The organism is Caballeronia sp. ATUFL_F2_KS9A (genome assembly GCF_023630765.1).
GTDB lineage: Bacteria > Pseudomonadota > Gammaproteobacteria > Burkholderiales > Burkholderiaceae > Caballeronia > Caballeronia zhejiangensis.
On record NZ_JALQEK010000041.1, the window covers coordinates 36,595 to 59,923 of the forward strand.

The 23,329-nt window shown below is 61.3% G+C and carries 18 protein-coding genes and 3 pseudogenes; 11 read left to right on the forward strand and 10 right to left on the reverse strand.

Annotation, left to right across the window (positions count from 1 at the left end; genetic code table 11):
* The first annotated feature begins 47 nt into the window (after positions 1–47).
* The 4 genes from NCS67_RS26050 (at position 48) to NCS67_RS26065 (ending at position 4,183) form a co-directional block, all read left to right on the forward strand.
* On the forward strand, positions 48–767 hold the full coding sequence (locus tag NCS67_RS26050) for a maleate cis-trans isomerase family protein (RefSeq protein ID WP_250437241.1): 720 nt from the start codon (positions 48–50) through the stop codon (positions 765–767).
* Positions 768–801: 34 nt separating this feature from the next.
* Positions 802–1,620, forward strand: a complete 819-nt coding sequence (locus tag NCS67_RS26055; RefSeq protein WP_250437242.1) for an amidohydrolase family protein — start codon at positions 802–804, stop codon at positions 1,618–1,620.
* Between the two features lie 76 nt (positions 1,621–1,696).
* Complete coding sequence (locus tag NCS67_RS26060; RefSeq protein ID WP_250437243.1) at positions 1,697–2,908, forward strand: MFS transporter; 1,212 nt, start codon at positions 1,697–1,699, stop codon at positions 2,906–2,908.
* Between the two features lie 120 nt (positions 2,909–3,028).
* A complete protein-coding gene (locus NCS67_RS26065; protein ID WP_250437244.1) occupies positions 3,029–4,183 on the forward strand; it encodes a porin in 1,155 nt (384 codons plus the stop codon).
* Positions 4,184–4,195: 12 nt separating this feature from the next.
* Here NCS67_RS26065 and NCS67_RS26070 read toward each other — a convergent pair whose 3' ends face one another.
* Complete coding sequence (locus tag NCS67_RS26070; RefSeq protein ID WP_250437245.1) at positions 4,196–4,489, reverse strand: DUF4148 domain-containing protein; 294 nt, start codon at positions 4,487–4,489, stop codon at positions 4,196–4,198.
* 598 nt (positions 4,490–5,087) lie between these two features.
* Here NCS67_RS26070 and NCS67_RS26075 point away from each other — a divergent pair.
* Both NCS67_RS26075 and NCS67_RS26080 read left to right on the forward strand, forming a co-directional pair.
* Positions 5,088–5,552 (forward strand): hypothetical protein, encoded by a 465-nt coding sequence (locus NCS67_RS26075; RefSeq protein ID WP_250437327.1) that lies wholly within the window; start codon positions 5,088–5,090, stop codon positions 5,550–5,552.
* 342 nt (positions 5,553–5,894) lie between these two features.
* Positions 5,895–6,609 (forward strand): annotated as a pseudogene (locus NCS67_RS26080) (response regulator).
* 134 nt (positions 6,610–6,743) lie between these two features.
* On the opposite strand, the pseudogene NCS67_RS26085 reads toward NCS67_RS26080, so the two are convergent.
* From NCS67_RS26085 to NCS67_RS26105, 4 genes and pseudogenes are all read right to left on the reverse strand, one after another.
* A pseudogene (locus NCS67_RS26085) lies at positions 6,744–7,405 on the reverse strand (hypothetical protein).
* 83 nt (positions 7,406–7,488) lie between these two features.
* Positions 7,489–7,671, reverse strand: a complete 183-nt coding sequence (locus NCS67_RS26090) for a hypothetical protein (protein WP_250437247.1) — start codon at positions 7,669–7,671, stop codon at positions 7,489–7,491.
* 42 nt (positions 7,672–7,713) lie between these two features.
* The gene (locus tag NCS67_RS32115; RefSeq protein ID WP_502801876.1) at positions 7,714–10,077 is read right to left on the reverse strand and encodes an MFS transporter; all 2,364 of its coding nucleotides are present in this window, start codon (positions 10,075–10,077) and stop codon (positions 7,714–7,716) included.
* Positions 10,070–12,411, reverse strand: a pseudogene (locus tag NCS67_RS26105) (FdhF/YdeP family oxidoreductase). Before NCS67_RS26105 ends, NCS67_RS32115 begins: the two are co-directional and overlap by 8 nt.
* A 298-nt stretch (positions 12,412–12,709) precedes the next feature.
* Between NCS67_RS26105 and NCS67_RS26110 the strand changes: the two are divergent.
* From NCS67_RS26110 to NCS67_RS26125, 4 genes are all read left to right on the forward strand, one after another.
* The gene (locus tag NCS67_RS26110; RefSeq protein WP_250437248.1) at positions 12,710–13,531 is read left to right on the forward strand and encodes an alpha/beta fold hydrolase; all 822 of its coding nucleotides are present in this window, start codon (positions 12,710–12,712) and stop codon (positions 13,529–13,531) included.
* An 11-nt stretch (positions 13,532–13,542) separates the two neighbouring features.
* Positions 13,543–14,022 (forward strand): nuclear transport factor 2 family protein, encoded by a 480-nt coding sequence (locus NCS67_RS26115; RefSeq protein ID WP_250437249.1) that lies wholly within the window; start codon positions 13,543–13,545, stop codon positions 14,020–14,022.
* Between the two features lie 70 nt (positions 14,023–14,092).
* Complete coding sequence (locus NCS67_RS26120) at positions 14,093–15,016, forward strand: efflux RND transporter periplasmic adaptor subunit (protein ID WP_250437250.1); 924 nt, start codon at positions 14,093–14,095, stop codon at positions 15,014–15,016.
* Complete coding sequence (locus NCS67_RS26125; RefSeq protein WP_250437251.1) at positions 15,016–17,166, forward strand: FUSC family protein; 2,151 nt, start codon at positions 15,016–15,018, stop codon at positions 17,164–17,166. Before NCS67_RS26120 ends, NCS67_RS26125 begins: the two co-directional genes overlap by 1 nt.
* Here the strand turns inward: NCS67_RS26125 and NCS67_RS26130 are convergent.
* The 5 genes from NCS67_RS26130 to NCS67_RS26150 all read right to left on the reverse strand — a co-directional run bounded on the left by NCS67_RS26130 (position 17,163) and on the right by NCS67_RS26150 (position 22,574).
* Positions 17,163–18,119 carry a LysR family transcriptional regulator gene (locus NCS67_RS26130; protein ID WP_250437253.1) on the reverse strand — a complete coding sequence of 319 codons (957 nt, stop codon included), beginning with the start codon at positions 18,117–18,119 and terminating at the stop codon, positions 17,163–17,165. The two genes, NCS67_RS26125 and NCS67_RS26130, sit on opposite strands and share 4 nt — an antisense overlap.
* Before the next feature lie 350 nt (positions 18,120–18,469).
* Positions 18,470–19,450, reverse strand: a complete 981-nt coding sequence (locus NCS67_RS26135) for a glycosyltransferase family 2 protein (protein ID WP_008346637.1) — start codon at positions 19,448–19,450, stop codon at positions 18,470–18,472.
* A 220-nt stretch (positions 19,451–19,670) separates the two neighbouring features.
* Positions 19,671–20,942: a TRAP transporter large permease gene (locus NCS67_RS26140; protein ID WP_008346639.1), complete on the reverse strand. Its 1,272-nt coding sequence runs from the start codon at positions 20,940–20,942 to the stop codon at positions 19,671–19,673.
* A gap of 10 nt (positions 20,943–20,952) precedes the next feature.
* Positions 20,953–21,486 (reverse strand): TRAP transporter small permease, encoded by a 534-nt coding sequence (locus NCS67_RS26145; protein ID WP_008346641.1) that lies wholly within the window; start codon positions 21,484–21,486, stop codon positions 20,953–20,955.
* A 53-nt stretch (positions 21,487–21,539) separates the two neighbouring features.
* Positions 21,540–22,574 (reverse strand): TRAP transporter substrate-binding protein, encoded by a 1,035-nt coding sequence (locus tag NCS67_RS26150; protein WP_008346643.1) that lies wholly within the window; start codon positions 22,572–22,574, stop codon positions 21,540–21,542.
* 327 nt (positions 22,575–22,901) lie between these two features.
* Here NCS67_RS26150 and NCS67_RS26155 point away from each other — a divergent pair, with 327 nt between their 5' ends.
* On the forward strand, positions 22,902–23,327 hold the full coding sequence (locus NCS67_RS26155) for a MaoC family dehydratase (RefSeq protein ID WP_033535795.1): 426 nt from the start codon (positions 22,902–22,904) through the stop codon (positions 23,325–23,327).
* Positions 23,328–23,329 lie beyond the last annotated feature (2 nt).

The following is a 23,329-nucleotide window of genomic DNA, read 5'->3' on the forward strand; positions in this document are numbered from 1 at the left end:
TAGACTGATTTCGAACCTGGCAACACGAAACGAGACAAGAGGAATCCATGAAGCGTTTGCGAGTGGGCATGATCGTGCCTTCGTTGAACACCATCGCCGAGGACGATTTCAGGGCGTTCTGCCCGAACGAGGTGTCGTATCACGTGCATCGCATCAGGCTGCGCAAGGAGGCCGGCCGCGTGACGATGGACGCGCTGACGCGCGCGTATCTCGAAGCAGTCGATGAAGCCGGCTTCGTGAAGGATATGTCGCCCGATGCGATCGCTTTCAACTGCACGGGTGCGAGCGTCGCGCACGGCAAGGGTTGCGACGTCGCGCTGGCCGCGCGCATGAGCGAGCAGCTCGGCGTGCCGTCGACCAATACGATGGTCGCGATCAAGGAAGCGCTCGCCTTCGTGCAGGCACGGAACATCCTGCACGTGTGCCCGTTCGGCGACGAGTTCTCGCGCGTCGAACGCGCATCGCTGGAAGAAGCCGGATTGACGATTCAGCGCACGGTGTCGCTCGGCTTCACCGATGCGAAAGTGGCCGCGCACATGCCGCCGGGCGAGATCGCGGACGTCGTGATGAAACAGGTGGACGACACGACCGGCGCGGTTCTCCTGTCGTGCGCGAACGTGCGCGCCTTCGAGGCTGTTCAGGAACTCGAGGAGTCGCTCGGCATGCCGGTTGTGACGAGCAATCAGGCGATGCTCTGGTCGGTGCTTCAGGCGGCGGGCTGGCGCGGCAGTATCGCGGGCGCGGGCGGGCTCTTCGGCGACAACTGATCCGCTCATACGAATACAACGGACAACAACACTCATGCAGATCGTAGATGCTCAAGTTCACGCCTGGCCAGACGGAGAATCGACCGGGCACCATCGGCGCACGCCCATTACGAAGGACGTGCTCGAGTCCGAGATGAAGCAGGCGGGCGTAGCGCGCGCGGTGCTCGTGCCGCCGCTATGGGATGCGCGTCGCAATGCCTATTCGCTCGAACTCGCGCAAGCCGCGCCGGACCGCTTCGCAGTGATGGGCCTGCTCGACGTGCCGCCCGAAGACACAGAGCGCGCCGCGCAACGTTTGCGCACATGGCGCGAGACGCCGGGCATGCTCGGCATGCGCTTTCTCTTCAATACGAAAGAGCGCATCGCGCCCTTGCTCGACGGCCATTACGACGCACTCTGGCCGATCGCGGAAGAGACCGGCCTCGTCGTCGCGTTGCTGATCCCCGGCGCGCTCGCGGAAGTGGCGAAGATCGCGGAGCGGCATCCGAAGCTGCGGATCGTCGTCGATCATCTCGGCGTGCCGCGCGGCGCGACGGGGCCGGGCGCATTCGATCATCTGCCCGAGCTGCTCGCGCTGGCGCGTTATTCGAACGTGCATGTGAAGGCCGTCGCAGTCGGCGATTACGCACTCGATCCCTGGCCATTCCGATCGCTCGACGCCACGCTTCGCCGCGTCTTCGATGCCTTCGGCCCGGACCGCATCATCTGGGGAAGCGATTTGTCGCGGCTGCATCATCCGTATCGGCAGTGCGTCACGCATTTCAGCGAGAGTCTCGCGTGGCTGTCGGGCGCGGACCTGGAACGCATCATGGGCGGCAACCTGATTCGCCTTTTGGAGTGGAGGCAACGGTAGCGGCCGCTTTTTGAGTTTGATAAAACCATACGAGAAAATGAGCCGGCAAAAGACCGGCCATCCTTAGGAGACGAAGATGCTCACAGCCGGAAGCTGGCCCTGCATCATCCTGTTGTACATCTATGGCACCGTGGCGACGTCGCTCGTCACGCAGTCGGTGCCGGTCATCGGCGATATCGCCACGTATTTTCATCTTTCGCATGCGGCGTCGGGCTGGGTCATTTCGATACCGTCGCTGATCACCGCGCTCGGCGCACTCTTCGCTGGCTGGCTCGTCGACCGCATCGGCGACAAGCGCGTGATTTTCGGCGGCTCGGTGTTCGCGTTCGCGGGCAATCTCGGCGTGTTCTTCGCGCACGATCTGACCGCGCTCTTCGTGAGCCGCCTGCTGGAAGGCGTCGGCTATCTGTCGCTGACGGTCGGCGCGGTGACGCTCATCATGCGTACGACGAGCGGCGCGCGCCGTAGCATCGCGCTCGGGCTGTGGACGTCGCATACTGCGGTGGGCATCGGCATGACGCTGTCCTTCGTCGCGCCGCTCGCCCAGCGCGGCGAGATGTGGCGCTGGGCGTTCGGCGGCCACGCGATGCTGATGGCCGTGCTCGTCGCGCTCGCGTTCCTACTGCCGCGCAAGCACGCGAACACGCAGGACCGGCGTCTCTCCGACATCTGGCTCGTGCTGAGAAGCCGTGCGCCGTATCGGGTCGCGCTGGCGTCGGGCGCGTCGGCATTCATCCAGACGGGCATCATGGCCGCGCTGACCGTCTATCTCGCGAGGCGCTTTCAGATCTCGATAGCTTCGGCCGCGGGCATCGGCACGCTCGCCGAGGTGTTCGTCGCGATCGGCTGTCTCTCGGTCGGGCATTTGCTCAAGGCGGGCGCGAAGACGTGGATGCTGGCGATCACGGGCGGCATCGTGATGCTCGCGGGAGGCATCGTGATGTATCTTCCGGCGACGGCGCTCGTCGGCGCAGCGGTGGCCGTGTGCGCCTTCTCGCTCGGCATCGGCACGGTGAACGGCACCATCTGGACGATGGTGCCCGGCGCCGCGCCCACGCCCGCGACACTCGGGGCCACGAGCGGCCTCGTCTCGCAGGCGACGTATCTCGGCGTTCTGCTCGGGCCGCCCGCGATTTTCGCGAGTTTCTACGAAGGCGGCTGGACGGTACGCGTCACGCTCGTGGTCGTGGCGACCGTGCTGCAACTCGCGCCGATCCTCATGGGATCGCGCTCGAAAGACGCCGACGAACTTCCTTCCGGCGACGTGCAGGCGCTCGGACATCGCTGAGCCGCCGCACGGCGCTATCCACTCACTGACGCGCAGGTCATTTCCGGCGGCTTCGCCGGACGGGCAGGCGCACGCCCGAAAATATCGCGACAAAAAGCGGATTACATAAGGAGACAGAAGGTGAAGGAGATCACGCAACGATTCAATGCAAGCGCGACGCGCGCCATCGTCGGCATTGCCGGCGTGGCGATAGGGCTGTCGATCGCAGGAACGGCACACGCGCAAAGCAGCGTGACACTGTACGGCGTGCTTTCGACGACACTGGAATTCGTGAGCAACGCGAAGGGCAATCACCTGTACGCGCTGTCGAACGGGGGCATGATGCCGCCGCGCTGGGGCCTGCGCGGGGTCGAGGATCTCGGCGGCGGCACGCAGGCGATCTTCACGCTGGAAAACGGCTTCAACATAACCAATGGCGCGATGCTCGGCGGCATGTTCGGACGTCAGGCCTACGTCGGCCTGAGCAACCGGTCGCTCGGCACCGTCACGCTCGGCCGCCAGTACGAAGAGATGACGAACACGATGTGGTTTGCGACATCGGCGAACGTGTTCGCGGGCTACGGCGCGCACATCGGCGACAACGACAACATGTTCTTCACGAACCGTTTCAACAATGCGGTGCGCTATGCATCGCCGAATTTCGCGGGCTTCAGCTTCGCGGGAAGTTTTGCGTTCTCCAACTCGACGGAGTTCTCGAACAATGACGGCTACAGCGGCAGCGTCACTTATGCGCGCGGACGGTTGAAGGTCGCCGCGGCGTTCACGCAGTTCAACCGGCGCAGCAACGCGAATCCGTCTAATCTTACGAGCGGCGCGGTGGACAGCACCGGCTGGGGCTTCAGCTCGCCATTCGTGACGAGCCCGGGCGGTGCGGGTACGAACCAGCAGCGCATCATGGGCGTGGGCGGCACGTATGACTTCGGCTGGTTCAACGTGCTCGGCAACTACACGAACGTCCTGTTCAACTACTCGGATTCGACCGGTCTGCGTCTGCAGAACCTCGAAGGCGCGGCGTACAGGTACATCACGCCGGCGTGGGAAATGGGCGTCGCGTATGTGTACACGCACGGCGACTATTCGATCGGGCGCTCGACGCACTACAACCAAATTGATATCGCCTCGCACTATTTTCTGTCGAAACGCACGGATCTTTTTCTGATCGGCATTTATCAGCGCGCGAGCGGGCCGAACGCATTCGCGCAGATCTACACGACGAGTCCGTCATCGGGGAAGAATCAGACGCTCGTCGAAGCGGGAATCATGCACAAGTTTTGAGCGTCACGATGCCTACTTTCCGTGCCCGGACGCCTGACTGACAAAGGGCGCTCCGCCGAGCGCAGAGTCGACGGAATCGTTCACTTTCGACGCAGCGGCGAGTTGCAAGCGCCGCTGCGCTGCCTCCATGTTGGCCGGATAGGACGGATCGTTTTCTGAAGGCGTGTATCCCATTTGCTCCAGTTGCCGGAGCTCGGCCACAACCTGCGTGCGGTCGATAGTGCTGTTCCCGGCAGCGACGGCGGCGATCGGCAGGCCGACGGAAATGCATAGAGCGATGCGAAGAATCATTTTGAGTAGCGGCATAAGTCGCGAATTAAAGGGGTTTTCATTCTAGGGTTTTCCCTTAATCTGCATAGCAGCTTAAGCATTTATCGATCGCGTCGGGCATGGAATCTATGGTGCACGTCGCTTTTTGCGGGATCCCCCCTCTTGGATGCATCGCGTCCACGGACATAGATCTGGGTCTCACGGTGTAGGGGCGTGTAGGGTTTTTACTTTGAAATGCACGCTGTCGGCCGAGTGGGTCGCGACGCACGGGCCTCATTCGCCGCAGCCGATCTTCAGCCTACGCGTGGATCGGCCCTAGGCCGCCGATATCGAGGCATGCTATGCGAAATCACACCTATCCCATCTAAAACGTTTATCGGCTTCCCTGTCGAAAGAGACGATCAACTGCGGCCGAAAGGCCGGCGACTTGGAACTTGCGGAGCTGCGACGCGAGGTCGACCAGGTATCGCAACTGGTTAACCCCATTCTCTACCGTTAGGCCACTCAAGTTATGTTCTTGCATCAATGAAATCGTGCTCAGTCAGGGGAGGCCGTACAGATGCAAACGCACTCACATACGCCCGGCATCGAGTCATCCGGTCATCGAATTTCCACATCTGAATCGCCTGCGTCGATGCGCATGACGCTCCGTGCCGGTGCGGCCGGCGGCTTCGTCGGCGCCGTGATTATCTGGATCTACGAAGCGCTTATTTGGGTGGGCGTACAGCATCTGATGCCACTCGCGGGCATTCCACGAAACGCAACCGGCTTGGTCTTCGGGAAGGCGTTTCAAGAAGCGATCGGTATATGGTCCTATATGATCGGCACGAGCATTCACTTCGTATTCGCCGCCGCGTGGGGCATCTTGTTTGCGATGCTGTGGCCATACTTTCGTCGACGCGGATTTGAGGCCACCTTTATTGCGCTGTTCTATGGAATGTTCGCGTGGATCGTGATGCACGTCGCCATCATGATCGCGTCGACCAATCATCCGAACTACTACGACCCCAACGTGATCATTGGCGGCTTCATGTCGCATTTCTGCTTCACGGTGCCGCTCGCGCTGGTCGTCAAGCGTATGTTGGGCGGCGCCCAATAGGACAGTCTCGTCGCGAGTGTCTTATCGACGGTGCTGGTGCAAAAGCGATGACGGAACGGGCAATATTTCAGGATGGCAAACACGGCAATCGAAATCTAATCAGCGTTGCAACATTTTTATCTGGCCGCGACAGCCTAGAGAAAAGTGTCGCCGGTTGTCGATGGACAGGAACGTTGTTGGCGAAGTCCGGCAATAAAGAGCTTGGGATGGCGCTAGAAAACTGAGCCGGAGCAGTCATTTCTGGTGGTAGAGGCCATAACGATTGCCGAGAGATTTCGATCACCAGAGCGTGATTTCCGTTTTTTTTCGAAAGCCCTGATCACCGATCATGTGCAGGCCAGAATGAACCACGAAGTTCTTGTCTTTGACAATGATCCCGTCGCCCGCGATCTCCTCTCTCGGTTCCTTCGCGCCAACGGATTTTATGTGTCGGTGCTTCATGAGATCAAAGATCTCCGCCGACGCCTCGAAAAAAAACGCCCATCGGTCATCGTTCTCGACACCATGACGCCCGGCACAGACGGCTTGGCCACTTTAGCAGCACTTCGCAAGTCTCGCGATGATATCCCCATCGTACTTATTTCGGCGCGAGGAGCAGTCGAGGATCGTATCGCCGGACTCTCCCTCGGTTGCTGATGATTATGTCGTCAAGCCATTTGATCCGGGCGAGTTGGCAGCTCGCATTCATGCGGTTCTCCGACGGTGCGGCCCCTCTCCAACAAATGTGCCTGAAGCACTGTCGAGAGCTTGCTTCGGGCCATTCGAGCTTGATTTCACGACACGCACCTTTCTACGTGATGCTCAACGCATTGTTCTGCGCGATAGCGAGTTTGCCTTGCTGAGGGTATTCGTCAAGAACCCTTTCAAGGTTCTGACACGTGAACTGCTTCATGATCTTCTTCACCACGGCGAAGTTCCGTTTCGGGATCGGGGACTCGACGTCCCCATTTGGCGACTTCGGCGTATCATTGAGACCGACCCGTCGAACCCGCACTTCATTCAGACCGTGCGCCGTAAGGGCTTCGTGTTCATGCCGGAGGGCGGGAATACCAGGTAGCAGCAGACGGCTACGCAGTAAGTCGAGTCAATTTTCGTCCGCGAAATTACTGTATTCGCCCGTTTGGCGCCCCAGCGGAAGCAATTTTTGAAAAACGTCGGCGGCGTTCTCGCCTGCACGATCGACATGTACGGCTACTCGCGCAGATTGCGGTCATAGACGAGCGCCGCAGCCGCAAGGTCTTCGAGTGCCGTGCCCACCGCCTTGAATTGGGTGCGTTCCACATCGTTCGAACGGCCCGGCGCCTGCGCGCGGCACAGTGCTCCGAGCGTCGGCCATTGTTCGGGGTTCGCTAGCACGCCGCGCTGCAAAGGCCCGAGCAGATCCCCGACTTCTGGAACGCCTCGGGCGTGTCGACGAAAATCGTCGCGTTCGTGAGAGCAGGCGTCGTCGGCTTCGCGCATAGCGGACGTGAAGCCGCCGATCAGGTCTAGACGTGAAACCCGGTGGGAGCCATTTGCCTTGCACGACGGGCGCGGTGGCGAGGTCGCGCACGTGACCACATCGGCGCGCGCGACGCTCTCCGGCAGATTGTCGACGACGCGCGCGCGAACCCGAGTTCGGCGAGACGGGCGGTCAGCTGCTCCGAAGCCGCGGGCGCCGCGTCCCATAGCCCGACTTCGCGAATCGGCAGCACCGCGCGATACGCCTGCGGCACTACACTGCCGACGCGCTCAGCGCCGAGCAGCGTCATGCGCGAGGCATCCTTGCGCGCCAGATAGCTCTCCGCCAGCGCCGATGCCGCCGATGTGCGGCGCGAGGTGATCTCGTTGCCGAAATATGTGGTCGGCTTCACGTTCGCGCAGTTCGTCGTGCATGTTCCGCTGGTCGTGTTCATGCTGTGGGTGTTCGCGCCGACGCTGACCTATCACTTCCCGGTCATGCCCTGAGATTGCCGACTCGTCGATTGATCAGCGTACTCTTCATGCGCGGCTGAACGGCAGCGGGCACTTGGCGGCTGCCATAGCGGTATCCCTGGCAAAATCGACGCGTTTGCGTTGCACCTGTGAAGATGAAATGATTTCCGACGATATCGCCACGCGATTGAATGAGGTCGTGCATCGTTGATAACCTCCTGGAGGTAGTTATCCGCCTCTTAGGCATTCAGGCGACCGATTTCTGCCCGGCATCCACATGAGCCGGATCCAGCGTATCTCGTTGGATAATCGGGTGTCGCACGAAAAAATGATAGGCGATTGCGCCAAGCACCGACACTACCGCCGACGACAGGAAGACGAAGGTGAAAGAATGCATGGCATCGACGATCATGCCAGCAACCAGCGGCGACAGCGTCGCGCCCAGAAATCCGCCGAAGTTCTGCACGGCGCCTGCCGACGCGACGGTTGAATACGTCGTGACTTCGGCGGGCAGCGACCATGCGTGCGCCACCACGGCGCCGTTGAATCCCAGCGCGAATGCCATCAGGATGACCGCGACAGGCAGGCCCGCTGACTGGCCGAACACCGCGTTGAGCGGCAGCAGTGCGAGTACGATGGCCTGTAGCAGCAGCGCAGCAACAATGGTCACCTTCTTCGCCTTGAGTGTCGTCCATCCCGAACGTTCGGCCAGTTTGCCGGACATGATGCCGCTCACGATATCGCCGATGATCGCGCCCACCCACGGCACGCTGGCCGCAAGACCCAACGAAGAAAACTTGACACCGAACTGCTCGATGATAAACATGGGAATGAAGACCAGAAAGATCTGATACACCCAAAGATTGCAGAAGAAGCCCGCCATCATTCCCCACATGCTCTGGCGCTTGAACATGGCGGTCCAGGGCACGCGCACCGTGTTGTTGGCGGCGGTGGCGGCAGCGCGAACGTCGCCGTCCTTTGCGATATAGGCACGTTCTTCCTTGCTCAAACGCGTGTTTCGATCGACGTCTCGATAGCAGAGCAAAAACACGACGGCTACGATGACGCCGGCCACGCCCGCCGCCATATACATCGTGCGCCAGCCGAACTCGGCGACGACGAAGACGAGCGCGAAGGTCAGAAACGCCGGGCCGACCTTCAGCGCCGCATCCCAACTGGCGTTGGCGATGCCTTGCTCCTTTTTCGGAAACCATTGCGTGACGATCTTGTTCGTCGAGGGCAGCGAGGGCGATTCGGCCGCGCCCAGCCATGCGCGCGCGAAGAGAAACGCGCCGAACGAATGCGCGGCGCCCATTGCCGCGGTCGCGGCGCTCCATACCACGACGGATACGCCCAGCAATTTGCGCGGACCGAAGCGATCGACGAACCATCCGGACGGCAACTGTCCGAATGCATAAAAGAGTGAGAACGCGCTGCCCAGCAAGCCGATGTCGGTCGCCGTGAAGCCGAGTTCATGCTGCATGGCGGGTGCCGCGATCGACAAGGTCAGGCGGTCGATGTTGTTGACGAGCGCGATCAGACAGAGAAGGGCGAGGACCATCCATCGCTGTCGTCCGGCGGTCCAGAACGCAAGCAGCATGAATGCGAAGCCGATGCCCGCCATGACGCGGAACGCGTAGTAGAGCAGCGGCAGTGCGGGCGGCTGATCGTCGCGAGCGAAGTCGGTAAGTCCTTTCACCTGTCCGTGCAGCGAGTGCGTGCCGAGCACGCTCAGCATGCCGGGCACCTCGATGGACCAGTCGTTGCGTTGCGCCTCCCGGTCCGGCCAGGCGAGCAGGGACCAGGACGCGCCTGTGCCCGGCGCATTCGTCTTCCAGTGCCCTTCGATGGCCGCGCCCTTCGCAGGTTGTGTCTCGAACACACTCACGCCGCTCGAATCGCCCAGCCAGATCTGCAAGGGCGCGACGAACACCAGCACCAGCAGCGCGAGACGAAACGAGCGCACGAAGAACTCCGGATGACGCCGCCGGTAGAGATTCCACGCTGATATGCCGGCGATGACGAACATGCCCGTCTCGATGGCCGCGACCCACATGTGCCCCACGCCCCAGACCATGTCGGGGTTGAAGATCGCCGCGAGAAAATCCGTCACGACGATCTTTCCGTCGACGATGGAATAGCCCGCCGGAGTCTGCATCCACGAGTTGGCGACCATGATCCAGAACGCCGAGGTGCTGGAGCCGAGCGCGACCATCGACGTGGCGAACAGGTGCACGCCGCGCGACACCCGTCCCCAGCCGAGCAGCATCACGCCGATGAAACCTGCTTCGAGCATGAAGGCCATCGCGCCTTCGAAGCCCAAGATATTGCCGATGAACTGGCCGCTGAACTGCGAGAAGCCGGCCCAGTTGGTGCCGAACTGGAACTCCATCGGAATGCCGCTCACGACGCCGACCGCGAAGTTCAGCACGAGCAGCTTGCTCCAGAAACGCGCGTGCCGGTAATACGCAACGTCGCCGGTGCGGATCCACAGCACTTCGACGAGCACGAGAAACGCGGAAAGGCTGATCGTGAGAATCGGCCAGAGTATGTGGAAGATCGCGGTCATCGCGAACTGCGCGCGCGACAGGTCGAGTACGTGATCAAGCATGATGTCCGGTTCCGTGTCGTTGATCGGTGGCGCTCGAGGCGTAATCGTCGACACCGCCGCTACGCACGACCTTGACAGGCACCGACTTGTAGGCAGGCGTGCGGCTTTGCGGGTCGAACGCATGAAGCGGCACGAGCGGATTGACTTCCGGGTAGTACGCACCGCAGCACCCGTCGGGAAGCGCGTACTCGACGATCTTGAAGTTGCGGATGACGCGCTCGATACCGTCTTGCGCAATGGCCCGGATATCGACGCGGTCGCCCGCACGCAGCTTGCGTTTCGCCAGCTCGCGCGCGTTCATGAACACCACGTCGCGCTGACCGAACACGCCGCGATAGCGATCCGAATGCGAATAGAGCGTCGTGTTGTACTGATCGTGGCTGCGCATCGTCGTGAGCGAGAGCGCTTCGGGATCGTCCTGCGCGGGATCTTCATCGAGACCGTCGAACACGAGGAAATTCGCGCGGCCGGTGTTCGTGTCCCACACGCGCTCGCGCGCCGGCGAGCTCAGATGGAAGCCGCCCGGCACGCGAATGCGCGCGTTGTACGCCTGAAAGATCGGAAAGACGATCTCGATCGCGTCGCGGATGCGGTCATAGCTCGCGACGAGATGCTCCCAGGGCACGCGTGACTTCTCGCCGAGCGTGGCGCGCGCGATGCCCGCCACGATGGCCGGCTCGCTCATCAAATACGGCGATGCGGGCTCGTTGCGCCCGGCGGACGCATGCACCATCGACATCGAATCCTCGACGGTGATCGACTGCGGCCCGTCCGCCTGAATGTCGATCTCGGTGCGGCCGAGGCAGGGCAGTATCAGCGCGTCCTTGCCATGTACGAGATGACTGCGATTGAGCTTGGTCGCGATATGCACCGTCAGATTCAGCTTGCGAATCGCGCTCTGCATGCGTTCCCAGTCGGGAATCGCCGCCGCGAAATTGCCGCCCAGCGCGATGAAGACCTTCGCTTCGCCGCGCATCATCGATTCGAGCGTGGCCACTACATCGTTGCCATGCGTGGGCGGCGGCGTGAAGCCGAACGCGCGCTCGATGCCCGCGATCAGTTGCGCGCTCGGCTTCTCCGTGATGCCGACCGTGCGATTGCCTTGCACGTTCGAGTGTCCGCGCACCGGACAGATGCCCGCCCCCGGCCGCCCGACATTGCCGCGCAACAGCGCGAGGTTCGCGATCTGCTGCACTGCCTCCGTGCCGCGGCGATGCTGCGTGATGCCCATGCCGTAAACAAGGATCGCATTGTTCGCGCGCATGTAAATGTTCGCCGCGTTCGTGATCTCGTCGCGCGTGAGTCCTGCGTGACGTTCGATCCCGTCCCACGGCGTCGCGCGCAGATCGGCGAGCAGCGCTTCGATGCCGTGCGTATGGCCTTCGATGAACTCGATATCGAGCACGCGCGGCTGATCGCAGGCGAGGGCGGCATCGTCGGCTTCGACGATCGCCTTCATCATGCCCTTGAGCGCGGCCACGTCGCCACCCACGCGCACCTGATAGAGAAACGAGCTGATGTTCGTGTAACCGAGCGTCGCCATCTCGACCGGATTTGCGGCGATGCGAAGCGTTCCAGTGCGCGCTCGCGAAACGGATTGAACGACACGATCTTCGCACCGCGGCGGGCTGCGGCGTGCAGGTCGCTCATCATGCGCGGGCTGTTGGTGCCGGGATTCTGACCGAAGATGAAGATCGCGTCCGCATGCTCGAAGTCTTCGAGCAGCACAGTGCCTTTACCGGCGCCGATGGATTGCGGCAGGCCCACGCTGGTCGCCTCGTGACACATGTTCGAGCAGTCGGGGAAGTTGTTGGTGCCGAATTCGCGTACGAAGATCTGGTACAGAAATGCCGCTTCGTTCGACGCGCGGCCGGACGTGTAGAAGTCCGCCTGATCCGGATGTTCGAGCGCGTTGAGATGACGGCCGACGAGGGCGAACGCATCGTTCCATTCGATCGGCACGTAGCGGTCCGATTCCGGGTCATAGACCATCGGGTGCGTGAGACGGCCCGCCATCTCGAGGTCGTAATCGTTCCATGCCGCAAGCTCGGAGACGCTGTGCTGCGCGAAGAACTCGGGCGTGCAGCGCATCGCGGTGGCCTCCCATGCAACCGCCTTGGCGCCGTTTTCGCAGAACTCGAACGACGAAGTATGTTTCGGATCGGGCCATGCGCAGCCGGGGCAGTCGAAGCCTTGCGGCTGGTTCATGCGCAGCAGCGTCTGCGCGCCCGACACGGCAATGCCCTGGATCTTCAGCGCCTCGCCGGTGGCCTTCAATGCACCCCAGCCGCCCGCAGGCTCGCTATAGATGCGTATCGCTTTCTTCTCGCTCATTTCCTTCGCCTCGCAAACAATGCCATTCGTTGGTTTGGTGAACGTGATGATCGTCGTTCGCATACGAGGGGTTTTGCATAAAAGCCGGGCCGTTTGCGATCCGCACGAATTGCGAAAGCGGGCGTTGCCGCTTCGCCATCGCCGTGCATACGCTAAAACACCGGTTGCATCGAAAAGACCGGGTTTCGATGGCCGTGAATACTCCTTCCCTACGCGACGGACCCGCCGCGTTACGCGCCGTGCCGAACATCGACTGCATGAGCGGCGCGCCTGATCGAGCATTCAAGGAGCTATTGCAATGGCCACATTCACACTGAAAGACGGAACCGAACTGTTTTACAAGGACTGGGGCTCGGGCCAGCCGGTCGTCCTGTCGCACGGCTGGCCGCTCAACGCGGACGCGTGGGACGCGCAAATGATGTATCTCGCCGAGCGTGGCTATCGAGTGATCGCGCACGATCGACGCGGCCACGGGCGCTCGGGCCAGACGTGGGCCGGCAACGACATGAGCCGCTATGCGGACGACCTCGCGGAGCTGATCGATCACCTCGATGTGCAAGACGCCGTGTTCATCGGCCATTCGACGGGCGGTGGGGAAGTCGCCCGCTATATCGGCCGTCACGGCACGAAGCGCGTGAAGAAGGCCGTGCTGATCTCGGCGGTGCCGCCTTTGATGCTCAAGACGGAGGCCAATCCCGGCGGCCTGCCGCTTTCCGTTTTCGACGATATCCGCAAGGGCGTTATCGGGAACCGCTCGCAGTTCTTCAAGGATCTGGCGACGCCCTTCTTCGGCTTCAATCGCGAAGGCGCGCACGCTTCGCAAGGCACGATCGACTGGTTCTGGCTCGCGGGCATGCAGTGCTCGATCAAGAGCGCCTACGACTGCATCGAGGCATTCTCGGAAACGGACTTCACCGAAGACCTCAGGAAGATGACGATGCCGACTCTGGTGCTGCAAGGCGACGCCGATCAGATCGTGCCGCTCGACGACTCCGGCAAGCTCTCCGCGAAGATCGTCCCCGACGGCACGCTCGTCGTCGTTCCCGGCGCGCCGCACGGCATCTGCACAACGCATGCCGATATCGTGAACGAGCAACTGCTCGCGTTCATTCGCAAGTGATGGTGAGAGCCATGAAAGACATTCCGGAATCTCACCCTCCATTTCCACCGTTCTCGCGCGAGACGGCTCTCGAGAAAGTGCGTCAGGCCGAAGACGGATGGAACTCGCGCGACCCCGATCGCGTATCGCACGTCTATTCGCTCGACACGCAATGGCGCAATCGGGCGGAGTTCGTTCACGGCCGCGAGGACGTGCGCGCGTTTCTCGACAGAAAGTGGCGCAAGGAAATGGACTACCGCCTCATCAAGGAGCTGTGGGCGTTCGGCGGCAATCGCATCGCCGTGCGCTTCGCTTATGAATGGCGCGACGATGCGGGCAACTGGTTCCGTTCTTATGGCAACGAGAACTGGGCGTTCGGCTTCGATGGTCTGATGAGACATCGTCATGCGAGCATCAACGACGTGCCGATCGCTGAAAGTGAACGCAAGTTGCATTGGCCGCTTGGCCGAAGACCGGACGATCATCCGGGGCTCAGCGAGTTGGGGCTCTGAGCAAAAGAGGCCGCGCGCCGGGCAACGCGGTGCGGGGTCGCATTCCCTATGCGATCGACGAGAGAGCGCAATGAAAATCGAGCGAGTCTGGAGCGTACTTGCCACAATGGCGCTCTTCCTGATAGCCGCGTTCATCGGCAAGACCTTGTGGGATCACTACATGGATGCGCCGTGGACGCGCGACGGCCGCGTGCATGCCGATGTCGTCACGATCGCGCCCGATGTATCGGGCATGATCGTCGGCGTGCCGGTGCACGACAATCAGTTCGTCAGAAGAGGGGATCTTCTGATGCAGATCGATCCGTCGCATTACCGCATCGCGGTCGCCGAAGCCGAGGCGAAGGTCGCCGCGAGCAGGGCGGAACTGGCACTGCGTCGCGACGATGCGAAGCGCCGCGCGGCTCTCGACAATGAAGTCGTCTCCGACGAAGTCAAGCAGAACTCCGGCCTTCAGGCCGATGCCGCGAAGGCTGCCTACGACCAGGCGCTAGCCGCGCTCGATGCTGCGAAGCTGAATCTTTCGCGAACGCGCGTCGTTTCTCCGGTCGACGGCTACGTGACGAACCTGAACACATGGCAGGGTGACTACGCGAGCATTTCGACGCCGAAGCTCGCGGTGGTCGATCGAAACTCGTTCTGGGTCTATGGTTACTTCGAGGAAACGAAGCTGCCGGAAGTGAAGGTCGGTCGGGCGGCGGAGATCCGCCTGATGAGTGGAACGCTGCTGCGAGGTCATGTGCAAAGCATCGCACGGGGCATCTATGACCGCGACAACCCGCAAAGCATGGACCTCACCGCGAACGTCGATCCCGTCTTCAATTGGGTGCGGCTCGCGCAGCGCGTGCCGGTGCGGATCGGCATCGACAGCGTGCCGGAGGGCGTCGAGCTGACGGCGGGGACGACATGCACGGTCGTCGTCGACAGTGGGCTATCACAAGGGCATATCGTTCGATATGCGAATGAAGTCATCGCGCGTGTGCAGAGTGCGTTGTAATGCGAAACGCGGCGATCGAATCCCGTCGTACGCAACGCAGCACGCTGCGCCTCGGGCTTGCTCACTGGGCGGCGACCGATGGTCTCGTCTGGCTGCATCTGGCAAAGACACTCACTGCGTTCATCGCCATGGGCATCGCGATGAAGCTCGACATCCCCACGCCGCGCACGGCGATGACAACGGTTTTCGTGCTGATGCAGCCGCAGAGCGGCATGGTGCTGTCGAAGAGCTTTTACCGGATGGTCGGCACGATCATCGGAACCATCGTCGCGGTCATGCTCGGTGCGCTGTTCCCGCAGCAACCGCCGCTTTATATCGGTGCGCTGACGCTGTGGGTGTCGCTCTGCACCGCCGCCGCGCTGCGCTATCGCAACTTCCGCTGGTATGCGTTCGTGTTGGCGGGCTATACGAGCGCGCTTATCGGCATTCCCAGCGTGACCGATCCGAACGGGCTCTTCATCGCCGCGCTGAACCGTTCGGCGGCCGTGTTGCTCGCCATCGTCTGTAGCGGGGTGGTCAGCGCGATCGTGCTGCCGCAATGGTCGTCCGCGCGGCTGAAACATATCCGTCGCGAGCGCTTCGTATCGTTCTCGAAGTTCGCGGCGCAAGCGTTGCGCGGCGAGATCGACAACGAACGCTTCCTGACGAAGTACCGCGAGTTTATCGACAGCGTCATTGGCTTCGAAGCCACGCGCGCATTCGCTTCTTTCGAAGACCCCGAAGTGCGATCGCGCTCTCGTCGTCTCGCGCGCCTCAATGCTGCGTTCATGGATCTGTGCACGAGGCTGCATGCGCTGCATCGTTTCCTGGCGACGCGTCGTGGCCATGCGGTCGACGTGGTTGCCGCCTATTGCGCGGAACTCGCGACTTTGCTGGACGTCGCGCGCGATGCCGGAATGATCGATGAGGATACGATCAGCCGCAGAGCCGCGCTCGTCTCGGCTTTTGGCGTGCGTCTGAATGCGCGGGCGGAAGCGGATCGCGAGGAACTCGCGCGCACCGTGAGCGCGCAAGCACTGATGGATTTCGATGCTGCCGTTCAATTGCTGTCTGACTACGTGTCGTCTTGGACGTACTATGCCGACGCGTATGTATCGCTCGTTTACGAGAAGCACGTCTTCGAAGAGTCGGACATCAAGCGCGTCTTTGTCACGAACACGAGCGTGATCGCAGTGACGTTCCTGATGACGTGTGCGGTGCTCGGAACGATCGGCGCCTGGTGGTTGTCGAGCGACTGGCCCGCCGGCGGCTACGCGATCATCGGCGCGGCGGCCGTGTCGGCGTTGGGATCGAATTCGCCGACACCCATCCGGTTCTCGTTGCAGATGGCATCGGGCGCGGCTGTATCGACGCTCGCGGCGTATCTGGTGCTGGACTACGTGTATCCGGCGATCGACGGCTTTCCACTGCTGTGCTTCGTCCTCACTCCCTTGCTCGGGCTCGGCGCATTCCTCGCGACAAGACCGAAGTTCACCGGCTTCGGCCTCAGTTTCTGCATCTTCTTCTGTATCCTCGGCGGACCGGATCGCGTCATCCGTTACGCACCCGAGCCGCTGTTGAATAGCGGCATCGCGCTTACGCTCGCGATGCTTGCATGTGCGGTCGCATGGACGTTCGTGTTTCCTGTCGAGAAGCCGTGGCGCGTCGCTGCGTTGACTCGCGACCTGCGACGTCAGATGAACGTCGCATGCACCGCGCCGCTCGACGACGCGAGGCAGCTCTTCCAGTCGGGCACGTTCGATCTCATCGCTCAGATACGCGCGCTGCTTCCGCAGCCAACGGCACAGTATCGTCAAGCGCTTTCGTGGATTCTGGTCGTGCTGGAACTGGGGCACGCATCCATCGAATTTCGCACCGATAGTCGCGATGTCGATGCGGTTCGCATGGTGGCTGCGGACTGGCGCGCATCGACGGAAGAGACGATGCGGCGTTTGATGCAACTTCTCGATACGCCGTCGCACAACACGCGCGACGCGAGCCTTCGCGCGATCGACAGCCAGATTGAAGTCGCGATGCACGGCATCGAAGCGATGCGTGGCGCGGACCACGAGATCCTGCGCATGCGCAGCTTGCTCGCGCGGCTGCATTTCATGCGTAGCGCGCTGATGGATGTCGATTCGCCCTTTTTACGTAGTTATACGCAAGCCTAAGCAATAGCAAAGCGATCGACGGTCGAGGCGAGACCCGCTGCGGAATGCGGCGCTGCGTCGAAGCGGTTCTGAAATGAGGATGCGAGCAACTCGACGAAGGTTCTGGTCTTCGCATCGATATGCTGTCGCGACGGATAGACCGCAAATACGCACGCCGTTCGCAGCGCGTGATCGGGAAAGACCCGCACGAGTCGCCCGGACGCGATGTCGTCGGCGACGACGTAGTGCGGCATCGCACCGACGCCGGCGCCCGCGAGCAGGGCGGCGCGCATTGCTTGTGCATCGTTCACCATGATCTGACTGTCGTTTTCGGCTCTGCTGCCTGAGTCCGTGGCGAATTCCGAGTGCCAGTCGCACGGGTGTCCGAAAGGCGCGCTGATTCGCGTGCGCGCGTGCGTCGGCAAATCGCCAAGGGATTCCACCGCGTGACGCCTGAGATAGCCGGGCGCGGCGACGAGCACACGCTCGAAGCGCCCGACGATCCTGTACGCGTTGCCCGAATCGGGGAGCGCCGCCGCCGCCAGCACCGAGACGTCGAACTGTTGGTGCACGAGATCCGGCATGCCCGGCAGCAACTTCAGATCGACACTCACCTGCGGATGCGCGCGCCGGTATTCCACCACGGCCGACATCAACTGCGCGAGACCCAGGTCCGGCGAAGCATGCACGCGCAGGCGTCCACGCGGGACGGTGGCGGCGTCGCTTGCCTCGGCTTCGGCGCTGTCGATCTGAGCGAGGATCTCCTTGCACTTCTGGTAGTAACGTTCGCCGCTATCGGTGAGGGACACGCGGCGGGTGGTGCGCTGCAAGAGCCGCGTGCGCAAGCTGTCTTCGAGCGAAACGACCGCGCGTGAGACGATTCCGACGCTGCAATCCATGCTTTTCGCGACGCCGCTGAAACTGCCGGTCTCGGCGACGCGCGAGAACACACGCATGCTGAAGAGCTTGTCCATGTCGGCTTTGTCTCCGGGCTGAAATTCAGGCGCGCTCCTGCCGCGCGATGGACTCACGATACGTTCGCAACGCGCTCGACGCCATCAGTCGTGGATACAGTCAGGTCATCCTTGCGTATAGGGTGAAGACAGATCAACTTGAACTCGAAACGCTGCAGGTGTGGCATATGTACTTTGCAGAAACACGACATTTGAACTTGGGACCTACACTTAAAACTCTGATAATAAAGCTTATGTAAAGTCAGTTAGAAAGGCGGCAGACGAAAGCTGCCGCACACACCGCCGAGGCGCCATGAAGAAAACCGGGATGAGCAGCGACGCTCGCACGGCCCTGCGGATCGATCCGCCGCCTAGTGCCCGAATCGTCGCACGAAACGATAGAAGATCCACGGATGAATCTTCAGCATCGCCATGACCAGCGACAGCTTCGGCCGATGGTCCGAAACCATGCCGAGCAAGTGCCTGAGACGAAGCCTCTGCGCGACGCTATCCAGAATAGGCTCGGCTGACCGATACGTCGGCGCCTTGATCGCTGCCTGAAACGCGATGGTCCGGAAGCCATAGACATATTTCAGCCTGAAGAAGAGCTTCCGGTAATTTCTTATCGGCATGGACGCCGTGCTCTTCTCTACCCGATCCATGATCGCAAAGATGTCAATGATCTTCGGATTGAATCGTGTCGAGATGCCCGATTCGCGATACATGTACGAATACAAGGTATCGGGCATGAGACGAACGACGCTGGCTTTACCGAGCGTCTGGACCGAAACACAAATATCCTCGTAGATCAGCCCCGTCGGATGCTCGATCGCGAGGAAGATCGAGCGGCGTACTAACTTGTTGAAGCAGTACGCCTGCAACGTCAAGTCGAGAATTTTCTCTACGGCTTCAACACCGCTCATGACGGTATCGCCGGCTTCGACGCGATAATTGATCTTGCCGTCCGGGCTAATATTCTCGGCGGCAAAAATTACGATATCCGCATTGAGCTTCTCCGCTTCTTCGGCGACCCGGCGTATGAGATCGTGATGAACGTGGTCATCGCTGTCCACGCAGAGCACATATTCGCCGCTCGCGGCGAGTGCCGCAATCCTGCGAGTCTCTGCGAGCCCCTTGTTTTCAGCGTTTTTGATGAACTTCCAGCGAATTCTGCTTTGCTGTTCGAGGATGCGTAAGGTCATTTCCCCGGAGCGGTCAGGACTGCTGTCGTCGACGGCGATGATTTCGAAATCGGTGGAAGTCTGCGACAGTAGTGAGTCGAGGCATTCTTCGATATACGGCTCGACTTTGTACACGGGCACCAGCACACTGATTTTCGGCGGTTCTGACATGAAGTTTCGTCCCTATAACTGCACGTGAGTGCTTTATTCAGGAAAACGACTAGTGCCAGAGGAGTTTACCCGATGAACGGCGTGAATGTGCGGCTTTGGGCGAAGACAGATCGGAGGCTCGAACGTCTCACGTGCCGAGAAGTCGCCTGCACCACGGCGCGCATGATGTGAAAAAGGGCGCTTTCGCGCCCTTCTTATCCGATGAAGGGCAAATGCCCGCTTACTTCGCCCCCAGCAAATGCGGCAAAAACTGCGGGATATGCGGGAAGAAGATGATCAGCAGCAGGTCGATCACCAGCGCGAAGATAAAGGGAAGAATCGCGCGTGTCGCCTTCTCTACCGACACGCCGCCGATCGAAGCCGCCGTGAAGAGACAGAAACCTATCGGCGGCAGATTGATGCCGATGGCCGAGTTGATCAGCACGATCACGCCGAACACGACCGGATCGATGTGCATCTGCACGACGAGCGGCAGGAACACCGGAATCACGACGGCAATGCTCGAGATCGTTTCGAGCACGGTATGCGCGGCGATGAGAAACAGGTTGATGAGGATCAGCAGCACGATCGCGCTCGTGGTGATCGCGAGAAAACTATTCGCGACGTGCAGCGGAATCTGCGCTTCGATCAGATAGCGCCCAAGCACGAACGCGAGCCCGAGCAGGAACGAGACACGCGTGGTGTTCACTGAAGTTCGCACCAGAATGTCCTTGAAATGCGAGAGCTTCAGCGTCCGAAAGATAAACGCGCTCACCAGCGTCACATAGACGGCCGCGACCACGCCCGCCTCCACCGGCGTGAAGATGCCGCCGAGGATGCCGCCCAGAATGATGACCGGCGTGAGCAGCGCCCAGAACGCTTCGCGGAAGGTCGTCCACAGCTTGCGCCCATCGAACGGCTCGACGGCGCTGTAGCCCTTCTTCACCGCGGTCACGTAATTGACGATCATGAACGACGCGACCACCAGCAGCATCGGAATGATGCCGGCGATGAACATCGTGCCGACCGACACGTTGGCCGTATAGGCATAGACGAGCATGCTCATCGACACGGGCGAGAGCAGCCCGAGCGAGCCCGCCGCCGATTGCAGCGCCACCGCGAACGCGCGGTTATAGCCCTTCTTCACCATGCCGGGAATCATCACCGAGCCGATGGCTGCCGTGTCGGCCGTCGCCGAGCCGGAAAGGTCCGCGAAGAACATGCTCGCAACGATCGTCACCTGACCGATGCCGCCGCGCATGAAGCCCACCAATGCCTGCGAAAATTCGATGATGCGCTTTGACACGCCGCCCGAATCCATGATCGCGCCCGTCAGCATGAAGAACGGAATGGCGAGCAGGCCGACGTTGTTGAGGTTCGAAAAAAGCTGCTGCGGAATCACGAGCAGCGACGTGCCGTTGATCGACAGCGCGAGCGTCGCCGCAATGCCGATGCAGATGGCCACCGGCACGCCGAGCCCGAGCAGCCCTGCTCCAAATGCGATTGCCCACATGATGTTTTTCCTAGAGATGTTCGGACACGCCCTCGACGAGCGTGGCGTCGGTCTGCGTCTGCGGCGCAAGATGCGAGACGGCGATCCGCACCAGCGAATGAAACGCGAGCAGCGCGCCGCACACCGGAATCGAGAGATACGGATAGACCATCGAGATCGGAATCGACGCGGCGGTTTCGGTGCCCATCAGCGCGAGCATGTCCGTGCCGTACAGGACGAACACCGCGCCGAGCGCAAGGATCGCGCAGTCGGTGAAGTCCTTGAGCAGCGGCGCGAATGCAGCCGGCACGCGATCGGCCAGCACGCGCACTTCCGGATGCGCGCGCAGCTTCACGCCGGCCGCGGCGCCGAGGCACGTCAGCCACACGAACAGATACGCCGACACCTCGTCGGACCACGACAGCGAATCGTGCAGCACGAAGCGGAAGATCACCCCGAGCCCCGCGACGATCACCGCCCCGAGCAAAAGGCAGCTACAGACGAACAGATTGATCTTCAGCACGATGCCGTCAACGAACATCAAGCCGCGCGCGAGCTTTTCCATGCGTGTCGCCTCCCGTGATGCCTGGGTTGTGCGGTGGCCGTCGTTCGCATCCGTCATTTCGATGCGACCGCCGGCGCCTGCTTGGCCGAATTGATCTCCTGATACAGCGCCGGGCCGTCCGGAATCTTGCCGATCAGTTCGTCGCGCGCGGTCTTGGTCGCTTGCGCCCACGGCGCGGTATCGACCGTCGTGACCTGAATGCCCTTCGCTTTCATCGCGGCGATCGCGGCGTCGTATTCGCGCTTGTACTCCTTGAGATCGAAGTCCGCCGCGATCTTCGCCGAGTCCTGGAACGCCTTCTGATCGGCGGGCGAAAGCTTGTCCCACGCGCTCTTGCTCATCGCCAGCACGACCGGCAGATAGTTCACATGCGTCACGTAGAAGTGCTTGGCGACGTCGGAGAACTTGTCCTGAACGAACTGCTCGGGCGAAGTATCGGCGCCATCGACGAGACCTTGCGACAGCGCGAGAAACAACTGGTTGTAGGCGAGCGGCGTCGGATTCGCGCCGAGTGCCTTGTAGCCCGCGATATAGCCGGGGCTCTGCATCACGCGCACCTTGAGGTCCTTCATGTCCGCGAGCGACGTGACCGGACGTTTGGTCGTGAACAGGTTGCGTTCGCCGACCGCGAGCCACGTCAGGCCGATCATGTTCACCGGCTTCATCATGTCGAGATACTTACGCCCGACCGGGCCTTGCAGCACGCCGTTCGCCTCGTCCATGCTGGAGAAGAGATACGGCATATCGAAGATCTGCCACTGCTTGATCGTGTTGTCGATCGGCGCCTGCGCGGAGATCATCAACTCCTGCGTGCCGGTGCGCAGCGCCTGCGTCATCTGCACTTCGCCGCCGAGCTGCGATTGCGGGAACAGTTGAATCTCGATGTGACCGTGCGTGCGCGCGGCGACTTCCTTCGCGAACACCTGCGCGGTCAACTGATAGTGATTGTCCGGCGCCAGCGTGTGACCGAGCTTCATCACGACCTTGTCCTGCGCGCTCGCGCCAGACGACGCCGCCACGCACATCGCGGCGAGCGCCGCGCTCATCGCCATGCGCAGCATGCTCTGCGCTCTGAAAAGCGAACTCATGTTGTCTCCTTGCTCGATATGGATACCGCCCGGCGAGTGCGCCGCATCGTTCGGTGCGAGTGCCCGGTGCGAATGCGGAGCCGGCGGGTTGACGCAAGTATTTGTGATCGCGGCGAGGGTGCGTTAGGACCAGTCGTCGAATTTCTTGGACTTTTTTACGCTGCCCTTTCGCATCGCCGGGTCCGATGCAAAAAAGTCCAAAAGATCGCGCGAACCGTCCTACCGGTTGCCTGTAACGCGTCTTTAAAGTGACTTCCAAGCCGGCGATGCAACATCAGCACGCATCGTTCAGCGTTAACCCCAACTCATCCGAGAAGAAACATCGACATGGCCAAACGCCCTCATATGGATTGCTATGCAATCGGCGACACCGCCGATTTCGCCAAGACGGTCTCCGAATACGATATCTACGGCTTTGCCGGCATCGTCGGCGATTTCTACGCCGTGCATCTCAACGAGGAATACGCGAAGGGCACGCGCTTCGAAAAGCGCATCGCGCAGGGCTGCCTGTCGGTCGGCTTCCTTTCCACGGTGATGGGATACATGGCGGCGAAAGCGCCGAGCCCCGGCGCCGTATCGTATCGCTACGACATCACCTTTAACGCGCCGGTGTTCATCGGCGACACGGTGAGCGCGCGTCTCACGCTCGAAGAAAAGGATGAAGAGCGCAACGTGTGCATCTTCGCCGCCGACGTGACGCGCCAGGACGGCGTGGTCGTGGCATCGGGCAAGACCTATCTGAAAGTGCTGTGACG